Here is a 14,288-nt window from a genome sequence, read left to right as displayed (position 1 = left end):
AATAAAAAAGTATAAACAAGTACTATGATTTCCATAATGCTTACACTTCTTCGTTATATATAATAAGAATTGTGTTTTAGTTTTTTTCACAACGCCACAACAAAAATTAATTCTGAAGTGTCGTAGTTTTACGTAATGCCTAACAGCGGTACGCATGCAATGCGTACCCTACAACAGTTCTGAAATGCACGGTAATAGTAAAAATATAACATTAAAAATAAGGTATTTGGATTGTTATTACTTTAATATGGTCCGGTAGTACTATATTCTACAAAATTATCTATTACAGTTGGTTTCCATACATAGTGATCTGAATACCATGTTTCAATTATATTTTCGGAATTTATACGTAGTTCGTGTCTTATAGTTATTAAGTACTCTTTCTCGTGAGATATTGCTACTAAACGTGCCCATGGAGTCGGTGTAACATTTTTAGTTACTCCAACGGTATTAGACATAGACCAAGATCTTGATACTCCAAATGATGCACTAATAATACCAAAAAAATTTGCTGAAGCAGTTTTGGTAATTGTAATACCTTTAGACTTTGAGTTGCTGACATTAAAGGCTCCACCATCAGGAAACTGTTGCCAATCATGTAATACCCCTAGACTTACTTGACGTGTGTTGCCTGTATATACATTACTCTCAACTGTTGCTACTTCATATGGTTTTTCTATGGGAGGCATTGCTAATGCTACTTCATTAACACCTAACGAACAAATCATAATAAAAGCTAATAAAAAACAATATATCCTTTTACTTTTCAATTTATTACATTCCTTTTTACTTTTTATCCAAACACCTTATGTTATATTATAACATATTTTAGTTATTGTGTATTTTTATTAATTTTATTACTTGAATTAGTATATTATCTATGATCACATTCTATGATTTGAACAATTGCCTCCTCTTATATACTTGGGGAGAGTAAAAGTAGATATTACTCAGCAGAGGTTTTTATTTATGGTAATTTTTTGTAATTCCTAACAGCGGTACGCATGCAATGCGTACCTACAAAAAAATTAAGCTAACGCATACTCATGTATTGCGCTAGCCTAATTTTTTCTTGTGCCTTGACAGGAAATAATTCTGAAATCCATATATTATAATTTAAAAGTACTATTACCCTTGGTTAAAAAATATAAAAAATTCACAGTATCATTATAGTATTGTTAACCTTCCGCTAAAATTATAAAAGGCTCACAGTATCATTATGCCGTAATATTGTTGTTTTATTTCTATAGGTAAGATATTTTGCTCCTCAAAAATCTATGCTTTGAAAATTGAATTTAGATTAAGACGTAGAAAAATCTGTGGAAAAAGTAATACATTAGTATGCTTTTGTAGCAGATATGTTCGTACAACGCAGATATAAATTTAATTTTCGAAGCGTCCGTGGAAAAAACCTTTAAAAATAAAATGGCTCCACAGGTAAAGTACTCAAACCTACAACCCTCCGCTGTGGATTCCACAATTTCTTCCTCTCTTCGTTATACATAAAAAAATCTGTGGAAAAGGTAATACATTAGTATGCCTTTGTAGCAGATATTTTCGTACAACGAAGATATCAATTTAATTTTCGAAGCGTCCGTGGAAAAAACCTTTAAAAATAAAAATGGCTCCACAGGTAGGACTCGAACCTACAACCCTCCGGTTAACAGCCGGATGCTCTACCATTGAGCCACTGTGGAACGCATTGTGTGCGTTTTACAAGCCTAAGCTTGCAAAAATTTAATATGGCAGCGTCCTACTCTCCCAGGCCGTCACCAGCCAAGTACCATCGGCGCTAAAGGGCTTAACTTCTGTGTTCGGTAAGGGAACAGGTGTGACCCCTTTGCCATCGCCGCCATAAACTTTATTCATACTCTGTTTATCAACAGAGCATTCAAAACTACATAGAAATTTGAGGTCAAGTCCTCGGCTTATTAGTACCAGTCAGCTGAATGTGTCGCCACACTTACACCTCTGGCCTATCTACCACGTCTTCTTCATGGTGCCTTACCCTTTCGGTGGGAAAACTAGTCTTAAAGGAGGCTTCACGCTTAGATGCTTTCAGCGTTTATCCCTTCCGAACTTAGCTACTCAGCGGTGCCTCTGGCGAGACAACTGATACACCAGCGGTTCGTCCATCCCGGTCCTCTCGTACTAGGGACAGCTCTCTTCAATTTTCCTACGCCCGCGACGGATATGGACCGAACTGTCTCACGACGTTCTGAACCCAGCTCACGTACCACTTTAATGGGCGAACAGCCCAACCCTTGGAACCTGCTTCAGCTCCAGGATGTGATGAGCCGACATCGAGGTGCCAAACCTCGCCGTCGATATGGACTCTTGGGCGAGATAAGCCTGTTATCCCCGGAGTAGCTTTTATCCGTTTAGCGACGGCCCTTCCACTCGGTACCGCCGGATCACTAAGTCCAACTTTCGTTCCTGCTCGACCTGTATGTCTTACAGTCAAGCTCCCTTATGCCTTTGCACTCTTCGCGCGATTTCCATCCGCGCTGAGGGAACCTTGGAGCGCCTCCGTTACTCTTTAGGAGGCGACCGCCCCAGTCAAACTACCCACCTGACACTGTCCCCTGCCCGGCTTACGGACACGGGTTAGAATTTCAGCACTACAAGGGTGGTATCCCAACATTGACTCCACTAAGACTGACGTCCTAGCTTCACAGTCTCCCACCTATCCTGTACATGTAGTACCGAAACCCAATATCAAGCTGTAGTAAAGCTTCACGGGGTCTTTCTGTCCAGTCGCGGGTAGCACGCATCTTCACGTGCATTGCAATTTCACCAGGCCCCCTGTTGAGACAGCGCTCAAACCGTTACGCCTTTCGTGCGGGTCGGAACTTACCCGACAAGGAATTTCGCTACCTTAGGACCGTTATAGTTACGGCCGCCGTTCACTGGGGCTTCAGTTCTGTGCTTCGCTTACGCTAACACTTCCCCTTAACCTTCCAGCACCGGGCAGGCGTCAGCCCCTATACTTCAGCTTTCGCTTTAGCAGAGACCTGTGTTTTTGGTAAACAGTCGCTTGAGCCTCTCATCTGCAACTCTTTCTTGCTCCATTCGCAAGGAACTTCACAATATTAGAGCACTCCTTCTCCCGAAGTTACGGAGTCATTTTGCCGAGTTCCTTAACAGGGGTTCTCCTGCGCGTCTTAGGATTCTCTCCTTGCCTACCTGTGTCGGTTTACGGTACGGGCACCTTCTATCTCGCTAGCAACTTTTCTCGACAGCGTAGGATCAGGCCGTTCGCTACTTCATTTCGCTCCCCATCATGCCTCAGCATATGTAACTGCGGACTTACCTGCAATCACTGCCTACACATTTGGACGCACCTCCAACAGTGCGCGGTCCCTACCTTCCTGTGTCATTGCTTCACTCAAGCAATATTAGGTGGTACTAGAATCTCAACTAGTTATCCATCGCCTACGCCTTTCGGCCTCGGCTTAGGCCCCGACTTACCCTGAGTGGACGAGCCTTCCTCAGGAAACCTTGGGCTTTCGACGGGAAAGATTCTCACTTTCCTTCTCGCTACTCATACCGGCATTCTCTCTTCCATGCGCTCCACCATGCCTTACAGCACAGCTTCTCCGCCCATGCAATGCTCTCCTACCCCAGATATTACTATCTAGCCACTGCTTCGGTGCATAACTTTAGCCCCGTTCATTTTCGGCGCAGGATCACTTGACCAGTGAGCTATTACGCACTCTTTAAATGTATGGCTGCTTCTAAGCCAACATCCTGGTTGTCTATGCAATCCCACCTCCTTCTCCACTTAGTTATGACTTGGGGACCTTAGCAGGTGGTCTGGGTTGTTTCCCTCTCGACTACGGATCTTATCATTCGCAGTCTGACTCCCAATCTAAAGTCAGTTGGACTTCGGAGTTTGACAGAAGTTGGTAGACGGTGAAGTCCCCTTATTCCATCAGTGCTCTACGCCCCTGACTCACCGATTGAGGCTAGCCCTAAAGCTATTTCGGAGAGTACCAGCTATCTCCGCGTTCGATTGGCATTTCACCCCTACACACAACTCATCCCCTGAATTTTCAACTTCAGTGGGTTCGAGCCTCCACGTACTCTTACATACGCTTCACTCTGGCCATGCGTAGATCACGCGGTTTCGGGTCTACCACCAATAACTCTATTCGCCCTATTCAGACTCGCTTTCGCTGCGGCTCCAGAACTTTATTCCTTAACCTTGCTATTCATGGTAACTCGCCGGTCCGTTCTACAAAAAGTACACTCTCACACCGTAGTGCTCGAATTCATTGTAAGCATATGGTTTCAGGTTCTATTTCACTCCCCTCCCGGGGTGCTTTTCACCTTTCCCTCACGGTACTGCTTCACTATCGGTCGCCAAGGAGTATTTAGCCTTGGGGGGTGGTCCCCCTGCTTCATACAGGGTTTCACGTGTCCTGCACTACTCTGGATACTCCACTCTTGCTTCCTCTTTCATTTACGCGGCTATCACGCTCTACGGCTGGGCTTCCCTTCCCATTCAATTAGATTCCACTCGATTATTGGAGTCCTCAACCCCAAGTACAAGTACTTGGTTTGGGCTCTTCCCCTTCCGCTCGCCGCTACTCAGGGAATCGATGTTTCTTTCTCTTCCTCAGGATACTTAGATGGTTCAGTTCTCCTGGTTGCCTCCTACTAAGCTATTTTGTTCACTTAGCGGTAGTGGGCCTTCTACCCACTGGGTTTCCCCATTCGGAAATCTGTGGATTTAACGCTTGCTTGCAGCTCCCCACAGCTTATCGTTGCTGGCTACGTCCTTCTTCGACTCTTGGCGCCTAGGCATCCGCCATATGCTCTTTTTTACTTGACCTCTCTATGCAGTTTTCAATGTTCTGTAGTGGTGGAGATGAACGGAATCGAACCGTTGACCTCCTGCTTGCAAGGCAGGCGCTCTCCCAACTGAGCTACACCCCCACGTTATTTTGTTGTTAATGGTGGGCCTAGATAGACTCGAACTATCGACCTCACGCTTATCAGGCGTGCGCTCTAACCTGCTGAGCTACAGGCCCCCATTATATTGAGGAAAACCCTCAGAATTAAATAGTGTAGAATAGTTTTCTTAGTCTCCTTAGAAAGGAGGTGATCCAGCCGCACCTTCCGATACGGCTACCTTGTTACGACTTCACCCCAATCGCTGATCCCACCTTAGACAGCTCCTTCCTTACGGTTAGGTCACCGGCTTCGGGTGTTACCAACTCTCGTGGTGTGACGGGCGGTGTGTACAAGGCCCGGGAACGCATTCACCGTAGTATTGCTGACCTACGATTACTAGCAACTCCAACTTCATGTAGGCGAGTTTCAGCCTACAATCCGAACTGAGATCTGCTTTATGAGATCCGCTCCACCTCGCGGTTTCGCTTCTCTTTGTACAGACCATTGTAGCACGTGTGTAGCCCAAGGCATAAAGGGCATGCTGATTTGACGTCATCCCCACCTTCCTCCGGTTTGTCACCGGCAGTCTGTCTAGAGTCCCCAACTTAATGATGGCAACTAAACACAAGGGTTGCGCTCGTTGCGGGACTTAACCCAACATCTCACGACACGAGCTGACGACAACCGTGCACCACCTGTCTCTCTGCCCCGTAGGGAAACCTATCTCTAGGTACATCAGAGGATGTCAAGCCTTGGTAAGGTTCTTCGCGTTGCGTCGAATTAAACCACATGCTCCGCTGCTTGTGCGGGCCCCCGTCAATTCCTTTGAGTTTCAATCTTGCGATCGTACTCCCCAGGCGGAATGCTTATTGCGTTAACTGCAGCACCGAAGGTATCTAAACCCCCGACACCTAGCATTCATCGTTTACAGCGTGGACTACCAGGGTATCTAATCCTGTTTGCTCCCCACGCTTTCGAGCCTCAGTGTCAGTTACAGCCCAGTAAGCCGCCTTCGCCACTGGTGTTCCTCCTAATATCTACGCATTTCACCGCTACACTAGGAATTCCGCTTACCTCTACTGCACTCAAGTTATACAGTTTATCTAGCTTACATCGGTTAAGCCCATGCCTTTTACTAAATACTTGTATAACCACCTACGCTCCCTTTACGCCCAGTGATTCCGGACAACGCTTGCACCCTACGTATTACCGCGGCTGCTGGCACGTAGTTAGCCGGTGCTTGCTGGTGAGATACCGTCACTTTCTTCGTCTCTCACATCAGAATTTTACGACCCGAAGGCCTTCATCATTCACGCGGCGTCGCTGCATCAGAGTTTCCTCCATTGTGCAATATCCCCGACTGCTGCCCCCCGTAGGAGTCAGGACCGTGTCTCAGTTCCTGTGTGGCCGTTCACCCTCTCAGGCCGGCTATTCATCGTCGCCTTGGTAAGCCGTTACCTTACCAACTAGCTAATGAAGCGCGAGTTCATCCTTCAGCACATTGCTTTTCATCTGTCCGCCATGTGACAGTCAGATAATATCTGGTATTAGCAGCAGTTTCCCGCTGTTATCCCAGTCTGAAGGGCAGATTACTCACGTGTTACTCACCCGTTCGCCGCTAAGTCATTTGGTAGCAAGCTACCAAATCCTTCGCTCGACTTGCATGTATGAGGCACGCCGCCAGCGTTCGTCCTGAGCCAGGATCAAACTCTCCGTTAAAACTTTTTAACGTTACTGACTTTGTTACTTTTTTAAGAGCCCTATTCTACTACTATTTAATTCTCAATGTTCTCTCTTGTTTTGCGCCGTGTTCTCTAGCGCCTGTATATAATAGCACGTGGTTTTTATAGAGTCAACACTTTTTTTATCTTTTTTTAAAATTATTTTTCACTCATAGCTTTTTTCCTTTTATAACATACTAAGTGATGGAGGTGATAACTATGAAGATGAAAATTGACTCTTCTGTTGTAAAAGATCATACTGGTTTAGTTGTAGCAGGCATTGGTGCTGCTGTAGCTGGTGTTGGCGCTGTTTTAACTGGTGTAAAAAAATACTCCTTTGGTGCTGGCATACTTGGTTTTGGATTAGCTCACATTGCTTTGGGTTTACTAGATACCAAGCGAAATTAGTATCCTCCCGCAAAAAAGAGATGAGTTTGTAAATAAACTCATCTCTTTTATTATACACAGTAATTGCCTTGTTAAAACTCTATTTAGTGTATTATCTTATCTTCTTAATAGTACGTAATATAAGTTGTACCATTTTCTCTCTAACCAAATACCTACTCTATAAGTCAATATCCAATATTTATTAGCTATATAATGTATACATTAAAGAAATTAAAGTCTACAAATTTGAGTTTAGCTAAATGCAGCTTTAACTGCAGCCTCTGCTAACACCTGGGTTGCATCTACAATGGGCAATTCTAAATCATCTTCTTTAATTACTAATGGAATCTCTGTGCAACCTAATATTAAAGCTTGAGCACCCTGTTCTATTAATTGCTGAGCTACCTCTATTAGGTATTGTTTTGATTTTGTATAATTACCTGCTTTAATACCCCATGAGGCATAAATAGCATCCATTACTTTAGTTTGATCTTTTTCACTTGGCTCTAAAGGTATTAAATCATTAGCTTTGAGTGCTTTATGATACATTTGAGATTGTATTGTACCACTTGTTGCTAAAATACCTATTTTTTTAGCCTGGGGATACTGTTCTTTAATGTAGCTTGAGGTTTCTTTCATCATATGAAGAAATGTTAACTCTTTATCTGTAGCTATATCGTTGTAAAAGTAGTGAGCTGTATTACAAGGCATTACCAGTATTTCTGCTCCTGCTTGTTTAAGTTTGCATACAGTATCCTTCATTGCGGTTAAAGGGCTATCCCCTTCACCTAAAATGGCTTTTGTTCTATCCGGAATATTTGTATTGTTATCAATAAATACTCTAATATGGTCTTGATCTTTTTTTGCTGGTGTAGCTTTTATTATTTTTAAAAACAAATCAGCAGTTGCTTCTGGTCCCATTCCGCCTACTATTCCTATTATTTTTTTAGGCATTGTTAACTCCCTCACCGTTTTTAGTTTTTTTAGCTATGCATCTCCTAAAAGACCCTTGTAGTATATCATAATTTATCTTAAAGTATAGTTATGTATATAAAAGTTTCTTAAGGGGTGATGTTATGGCAATTAAAAGCTTAGCGCTTTTAGGAAATAATATTTTAAGAAAAAAATGTAAGATAGTTGATTTTCCGTTAAATAATGCAAATGAGCAGTTATTAATTGATTTAAACGATACCTTAATTAATTTTAAAAAAAATAATGGCTTTGGTCGAGGAATTGCAGCTCCTCAAATTAATGTTCTTAAAAAAATTATATGTATTAATACTGATACACCTCAGTACTTTATAAACCCAGAGATTATTGAGTATAGCAAAAATAGCTTTTATATGTTTGATGATTGTTTTAGTATGCCTGAAATTATGGTATATATTGAAAGAAGTGAAAGTATAAAAGTGAAATTCTATGATAAAACTGGTCGTTTAATTATAAAGCAATACAGTGGAGCTATGAGTGAATTATTACAGCATGAAATTGACCATCTTAATGGCATCATGGCAATAGACCGAGTTAAGGCAATTAAGGATATTTATTCTAAAGAAGAATGGAAAAATAAGCTAAAAGGCTAAGCCAGTGTATATCTTTTCTTTGTTTAACAAAAAATAAAGTTAATCTGGAAAAGGAGATGACAATATGAATATCGTAGCATTAGTACTCGTAATTGTCGGAGCTATAAATTGGGGCTTAATTGGTTTGTTGGACTTTGACCTTGTTGCAACATTATTTGGTCAAATGACAACCTTTAGTAGAATAGTCTACGCATTAGTTGGATTAGCTGGACTGTGGAGTATTACTTTTCTGTTTAGAGACAGAGACAGAAGAAAAACTGTTGATTAGTAAATATTACATAAAAGATCGCTTTTGGCGATCTTTTTGTATATATGGGTATTAAACTTCTTAAATATCTATACTCTCTATTTGTTTAGTTAACCAGTCTATTGTAATGCATTGATTATTTTTAGGTAATAACTTCCAATAAGGTTTATTATTTATTAGCTGTTGAAATAAAGCTATTACCCCACCATGACTAACTATTAACAGATTTGTTTCTTTGTATTTTTTATAAAGCTCTGTACATCTATTTTTTAGTTCAGTTAGGGTTTCTCCATTTAACGGAGCATTAGTCCAAGGGTCGTCAACCCATTTTTTCATTATATTAGGGTATTTTTTTGTTAGTTCATTATAGCTATAACCATGCCATTCACCAAAATTAAGTTCTCTTAATAACTTAGTTGATACAGGTTGAAGCTTTTTCACTAATGCTATTTGCTCAGCAGCCTCTTGGCATCTGGGTAAGTCTGAACATAGAATTTGGTTTACTGGTAACTGTTTGCTAAACTCAACCATATTTTTAAGTTGTTTTTCGCCTAAATGACTATAGGGGGCATAACTCCAACCATGATATTTTTGTTGTTCGTTTAAGATTGTTTGGGGGTGTCGAAATAGGTACCACATTTTATAACCTCTTTTAGACTATTAATTAGGTAATTGTTTTGCTCAATTTTTTTAACAGCTACCCTGATATAGTTATTATTTAGTCCTACAAAGTTAGAGCAATCTCTAACCATTACTTTATAGTTTATTAATCCGTGATTAATTTGGCTACTTGTTAAGCCTAGTTGTGTAGTTTGCAATAATAAATAGTTTGTTAAGGAGTTGTATACCTTAAATCCTAACTTAGTAAGCTCTTTTACCATTAAAGCCTTTGCTTTTGCATTTTTCTTAACAGAAATTTGCTCAAACTGTTTTATTTGGGGTAAGTTTAGAGCCTTTACTATCTCTTGAGCAAAGATATTGACACTCCAGGGTAAGTACTGTTGCTCTATTCTTTTAAGTATGTGTTTATTTGCAACTATATATCCTGCCCTAATGCCAGGTATAGAATATATTTTAGTTAATGAACCCACTATTATTAAATTATTAAAGCTATTAATTTGGCTTACTTTTGTTTTTTCGATACAGTAATGAATAAAAGCTTCATCTAAAACTAGGGTCACGTTATTTTGCTCACATAGGGTAAATAGCTGTTGTAAAGTGTTTTCATTAAGCGTTAATCCAACTGGATTTGAGGGATGACATAAAAATAATAAATCTGCTTTTTTTAGTTTATTCTCTATATTAGCTATATTTACGCTGTAGCCTTTTTCTGTAAAGGCCACAATATTTTCAAAACTTGTGCTATAAATACTGCTTAGTCTTTCATATTCTACAAAGCCAGGCTGAATTATTAAGCTATGTTGAGGTTTAATAGTTCTTATTACCAACTCCATAGCACTTATTCCACCGCTAGTAAGTAATACCTCATTAAAATCTACGTTTAAATAACGAGCAAGCTCTACTCTAGCTAACCTAGCCAAAGGCTCTGGATAAGCGTTTATTTGATTTATTTTATTTTGAATTATTTGTTTTATTACTTGGGGAGGCCCATAAGGGTTAATATTTGCACTAAAATCTAACCATTCTTGAGGGTTATTTTTTACCCAAATATTTCCTCCATGTTCGTATTTATTCATTAAATTAACGCTCCTATACAAATTAGATATAATATTTGTGAAATCTCATGCAAAGCTCCATAACAATCACCAGTTAAACCTTTATAACGTTTATTTATTAAATATGCAATAAAAAGGGTTAAGGTTATAGCTATAATAATTGCATAAATTAACATTAGTTTTGCACTATATATAATGTAAATAATTAACGGCAAATAAAGTAAACATAGCAAAAGGTGTTTGTAAGATGCAGCTTTAAACAAAGCCCCAGTGCCTTTTTTTCGGGCATAAGGAAATAGTACAATAGTAATTACTAAAATTAGTTTTCCTATAAAGCCATAACACAGCATGGCTAACAAATTGTTCTTGATAACAATTAATAGAGAGGTTTTAAGTAATAAATTCAGTATTAAAGCTGTTATACCCATTACTCCTGACCTACTATCTCTCATTATCTCAAGCTGTCTTGTTACCTCTCTTCCAGAAAACCAACCATCGGCTAAATCACTTAAACCATCATAGTGCAAACCACCAGATAATAAGAATTCGCATACTACTAATAGTATACCTATGGTTATTAGAGGTAACTTGCTAGGTAGTAAAAAGGCAATGAAATACAATACAGCACCATAAAAAGCCCCCACCACAGGATAAAAAATTATGCTATTCGCTAGGTCTTTATCACTTACCTGCGGATAGTTTTTAATAAAAGATAATTTAGTTAAAAATTGAAATGCTAAATTTAAAGGTTTCACTATAGTACCACCCTTATTATTAAACCTAGTACTGCAAATAATAGGCTTGTTATTTTCATTAGGTTTATCGACATTTTTAAATGTTGTTTAGTTAGAGGCTGTAGTTTATCTCCCATTTTTCCTCTGTGTGATACTAATCCTTGATAATAGTTAGTGCCACCTAGCTGAATTTTTAAAGATCCTGCAAAAGCAGATTCGGATAAACCGCTATTAGGACTTGGGTGTTTATATCTATCTCTTAAGACTATTTTAAGTGACTGTTTACCACTATAACTGGGTAATATAAAGCTGACAACCACAATTAATATCGCTGTTAAACGAGCAGGTATAAAGTTTGCTATGTCATCTAATCTGGCAGCAACTTTGCCAAATTTAATAAATCGGTCGTTTTTATGCCCCCACATTGAGTCAAGGGTATTGATGGCTTTATAGATTAAACCTCCAGGTAAACCAAAACACAGCAAATAAAATAGGGGTGCTGTTACTCCATCTACAGTGTTTTCTGCCACTGTTTCAACTACTGCCCTTGTTAGCTCAGCTTCATTAAGGTTTTGAGTATCTCTACCTACTATATAAGATGTATATAGTCTTGCCTGTTTAATGTTATTGTTATTTAATTCTTTAAATACTGCAAAAGCGTGGTCAGCTAAGCTCTTAATAGCTAAACAAGATGCCATTAACCAAATACTAATAACGGTTATGGTTATAGGTAAATAGCCTTTAAATATAGTTAGCAGGTAGTTAAATATATAAACAAGTAAAATAAAGACACTTACTGCTAAGGCACCCTTAATTATTTTATAATTATTTTTATTAAGTTTTTTCTCGAGCACCTTTAAAAAATTACCATAATAAATTACTAAATGAGGCATCTTTGGAGGATCACCAATTATTAAATCTATGATAATAGCAAAAACCAGTTGCAGCTCTATACTACTGTAGATCCAAGATTTCATAGATTTTCTCCATATTTAAATGGCTTCTAAAATGCTCTGCTAATCTGTTAAAAGCCTTTTCACGTGCCTCAATATGGTCATAAATAGGTTCAGTTAGCTCAGCTAAACCTTTGTTTTTTCTTATATTATTAATTAGGCTTCTTCTTAATAAGCCATTATCAAAAATACCATGAAAATAGGTGCCAAATATCTTGCCATCGTTAGAAATTGCACCATCAGTATCTTGAACTTTTTGACCTGCTCTTTCTGTTACCAATAGCAAACAGTCATTTTTCAATAAATTGCTTTTACCCATATGAATTTCATATCCATCTATAGTAATATCTTGCTTTATATAAGGTAGCGTATTAGCAGGTAATACCGCTTTGGTACGAGTTGTTACTTTATGCTGTTCAAAAATAGTTGTAACAGCTAAAAGCCCAATTCCATTAACTTGGTTTAAAGCTGATTCAATAGCCTTTGAATCTATTATTTTTTCACCAAGCATTTGATAACCACCACAGATACCAATTACTGTGCCGCCGCTGTTTGCAAAGGCTTTAATGCGTTGGGCTAAACCCGTTTTATTTAAAAAATTCATATCTGCTAATGTATTTTTACTACCCGGTATTACTACTATATCGGGAGAACCAAATTGACCCAAATTAGATACAAAGTAAACATTGCAATCGGGCTCTTTTTTTAGTGAATCTATATCTGTAAAGTTGCTTATTAAAGGCAAATGCATAACGGCAATTTGCACTGAGGCATACTCACCATAGCCATGTTTGGTAGAATCAAGCACTACAGAGTCTTCGGCATCAATATCTAAATCTCTTACGTATGGTATAACACCTAAAACTGGTTTTTGGGTATACTGCTCAATCCAATCTAGGCCTGGTTTAAGTAAACTTACATCTCCCCTAAACTTGTTTATAACTAATCCTTTTACTCTCGCTCTCTCTTCTTCATTTAAGAGCGTTAACGTACCCACAATAGAAGCAAATACTCCACCTCTATCTATATCTGAGACTAGTATTACGGGGGCATCTGCCATTTCGGCGGCTTTCATGTTAACGATATCTTTATCTTTGAGGTTTATTTCTACGGGTGAGCCTGCACCTTCCATCACCATTATGTCATTATTTTGTTTATTATGGTTAATAGCTATTTGCACAATTTCACGAGCATTTGTTAAAAACTGTGCTCTATATTCTCTAGCGCTCATATTACTAAGGGGTTTACCAAGCAAAACAACTTGCGAATTCATTTCGCCTGAGGGTTTGAGCAAAATGGGATTCATGTACTCATTGGCCTCCACCCCTGCTGCTTCGGCTTGAATGCCTTGGCTACGACCTATCTCTTTACCATTATTTGTTATATATGAGTTGAGTGCCATGTTTTGACTTTTAAATGGACTAACTTTATATCCATCTTGTTTAAACACACGACACAGCCCTGTGCAAAGTATGCTTTTACCTACATCAGAAGCTGTGCCTAATATCATAAGTGCTTTATTTTTCATTTTTCTCTCCCTTAATAAGTGTTGGTATGCCACTTACACACCAATATACCTTATTGGCAACCTTTGCTATTTTTTGGTTGCACAAACCTAAACAATCACGATAATATCTTGCCAATGTAGACATTGGTACTATGCCACTACCAACCTCATTAGATACAATGATTAGCGTTTTATTGTATTTTTGGGCGGCCAATACAAGCTGTTCTATTTCTACTAGAACTAAATCTATTAAGTCATTTTTAGCACAGGTAAAGCCTGACTCGTCATCATTCCAGTACTGAAGCATTAAGTTAGAGACCCATACCGATAAACAGTCGAGTAAAATTGCTTCTTCTTGAACACAGGCATTAATATAAGTATAAGGTTTTAGTTGTTCTTCAATTGTGTGCCACGTTTTTGGCCTTTGCTGTTGATGCCTTAAAATTCTGTACTGCATTTCTTCATCTAAACAGGCAGCTGTAGCTATATATAAAACGCTATTATGTTTTTTGGCTTGTTCTTCAGCAAAAGAGGATTTTCCACTACGGGCTCCCCCTGTAACATATATTATATTTGCCATG

The 14,288-nt window shown here is 38.9% G+C and carries 11 protein-coding genes, 3 tRNA genes and 3 rRNA genes; 3 read left to right on the top strand and 14 right to left on the bottom strand.

The window, feature by feature from the left end; all coding sequences use genetic code 11:
- Positions 1-242: 242 nt before the first annotated feature.
- The 7 genes from IMX26_RS14965 to IMX26_RS14935 all read right to left on the bottom strand — a co-directional run bounded on the left by IMX26_RS14965 (position 243) and on the right by IMX26_RS14935 (position 6,618).
- Positions 243-728, bottom strand: coding sequence for a hypothetical protein (locus IMX26_RS14965; protein WP_195159161.1), 486 nt, complete (start codon positions 726-728; stop codon positions 243-245).
- A gap of 894 nt (positions 729-1,622) precedes the next feature.
- Positions 1,623-1,697 (bottom strand) — tRNA-Asn (locus tag IMX26_RS14960).
- 43 nt (positions 1,698-1,740) lie between these two features.
- Positions 1,741-1,857, bottom strand: a 5S ribosomal RNA gene (gene rrf / locus IMX26_RS14955).
- 54 nt (positions 1,858-1,911) lie between these two features.
- Positions 1,912-4,837: ribosomal RNA gene (locus IMX26_RS14950) — 23S ribosomal RNA — on the bottom strand.
- 28 nt (positions 4,838-4,865) lie between these two features.
- Positions 4,866-4,941, bottom strand: a tRNA-Ala gene (locus IMX26_RS14945).
- An 18-nt stretch (positions 4,942-4,959) separates the two neighbouring features.
- Positions 4,960-5,036: transfer RNA gene (locus tag IMX26_RS14940), tRNA-Ile, on the bottom strand.
- A gap of 63 nt (positions 5,037-5,099) precedes the next feature.
- Positions 5,100-6,618, bottom strand: a 16S ribosomal RNA gene (locus IMX26_RS14935).
- Together the 16S, 23S and 5S rRNA genes with 3 tRNA genes alongside form the textbook arrangement of a ribosomal RNA operon.
- Positions 6,619-6,839: 221 nt before the next feature.
- On the opposite strand from IMX26_RS14935, the gene IMX26_RS14930 reads away from it, so the two are divergent.
- Positions 6,840-7,028 (top strand): hypothetical protein, encoded by a 189-nt coding sequence (locus IMX26_RS14930; protein WP_243259182.1) that lies wholly within the window; start codon positions 6,840-6,842, stop codon positions 7,026-7,028.
- A 231-nt stretch (positions 7,029-7,259) separates the two neighbouring features.
- On the opposite strand, the gene IMX26_RS14925 is transcribed toward IMX26_RS14930, so the two are convergent.
- Entirely contained in the window at positions 7,260-7,961 is a 702-nt protein-coding gene (locus IMX26_RS14925) for an amino acid racemase (RefSeq protein WP_195159160.1), read from the bottom strand.
- Positions 7,962-8,083: 122 nt separating this feature from the next.
- Between IMX26_RS14925 and def the strand changes: the two genes are divergently transcribed.
- Positions 8,084-8,590 carry a peptide deformylase gene (gene def, locus IMX26_RS14920; RefSeq protein WP_195159159.1) on the top strand — a complete coding sequence of 169 codons (507 nt, stop codon included), beginning with the start codon at positions 8,084-8,086 and terminating at the stop codon, positions 8,588-8,590.
- A 64-nt stretch (positions 8,591-8,654) separates the two neighbouring features.
- On the top strand, positions 8,655-8,858 hold the full coding sequence (locus IMX26_RS14915; RefSeq protein ID WP_195159158.1) for a DUF378 domain-containing protein: 204 nt from the start codon (positions 8,655-8,657) through the stop codon (positions 8,856-8,858).
- Between the two features lie 60 nt (positions 8,859-8,918).
- Here the strand turns inward: IMX26_RS14915 and IMX26_RS14910 are convergent, their stop codons facing one another.
- Genes IMX26_RS14910 through cobU form a run of 6 tightly spaced genes read right to left on the bottom strand, consistent with a single transcriptional unit; the run spans position 8,919 to position 14,287 of the window.
- Positions 8,919-9,476: a histidine phosphatase family protein gene (locus IMX26_RS14910; protein WP_195159157.1), complete on the bottom strand. Its 558-nt coding sequence runs from the start codon at positions 9,474-9,476 to the stop codon at positions 8,919-8,921.
- Positions 9,440-10,534: a histidinol-phosphate transaminase gene (locus tag IMX26_RS14905; RefSeq protein ID WP_195159156.1), complete on the bottom strand. Its 1,095-nt coding sequence runs from the start codon at positions 10,532-10,534 to the stop codon at positions 9,440-9,442. Before IMX26_RS14905 ends, IMX26_RS14910 begins: the two co-directional genes overlap by 37 nt.
- Positions 10,534-11,268, bottom strand: a complete 735-nt coding sequence (cobS, locus tag IMX26_RS14900; RefSeq protein ID WP_195159155.1) for an adenosylcobinamide-GDP ribazoletransferase — start codon at positions 11,266-11,268, stop codon at positions 10,534-10,536. Before cobS ends, IMX26_RS14905 begins: the two co-directional genes overlap by 1 nt.
- Complete coding sequence (gene cbiB, locus IMX26_RS14895) at positions 11,268-12,224, bottom strand: adenosylcobinamide-phosphate synthase CbiB (protein ID WP_195159154.1); 957 nt, start codon at positions 12,222-12,224, stop codon at positions 11,268-11,270. Before cbiB ends, cobS begins: the two co-directional genes overlap by 1 nt.
- Entirely contained in the window at positions 12,202-13,728 is a 1,527-nt protein-coding gene (locus IMX26_RS14890) for a cobyric acid synthase (protein WP_243259180.1), read from the bottom strand. Before IMX26_RS14890 ends, cbiB begins: the two co-directional genes overlap by 23 nt.
- Complete coding sequence (gene cobU, locus IMX26_RS14885) at positions 13,718-14,287, bottom strand: bifunctional adenosylcobinamide kinase/adenosylcobinamide-phosphate guanylyltransferase (protein WP_195159153.1); 570 nt, start codon at positions 14,285-14,287, stop codon at positions 13,718-13,720. The genes IMX26_RS14890 and cobU overlap by 11 nt, the downstream gene beginning before the upstream one ends.
- Position 14,288: the final 1 nt, after the last annotated feature.

Origin of the sequence: Clostridium sp. 'deep sea' (assembly GCF_014931565.1) — a bacterium.
In the GTDB taxonomy this organism is placed as follows: Bacteria; Bacillota; UBA994; order PWPR01; family PWPR01.
The sequence above is the reverse complement of the archived record's forward strand: the minus strand, read 5'-3'. Positions and strand labels throughout refer to the sequence as shown.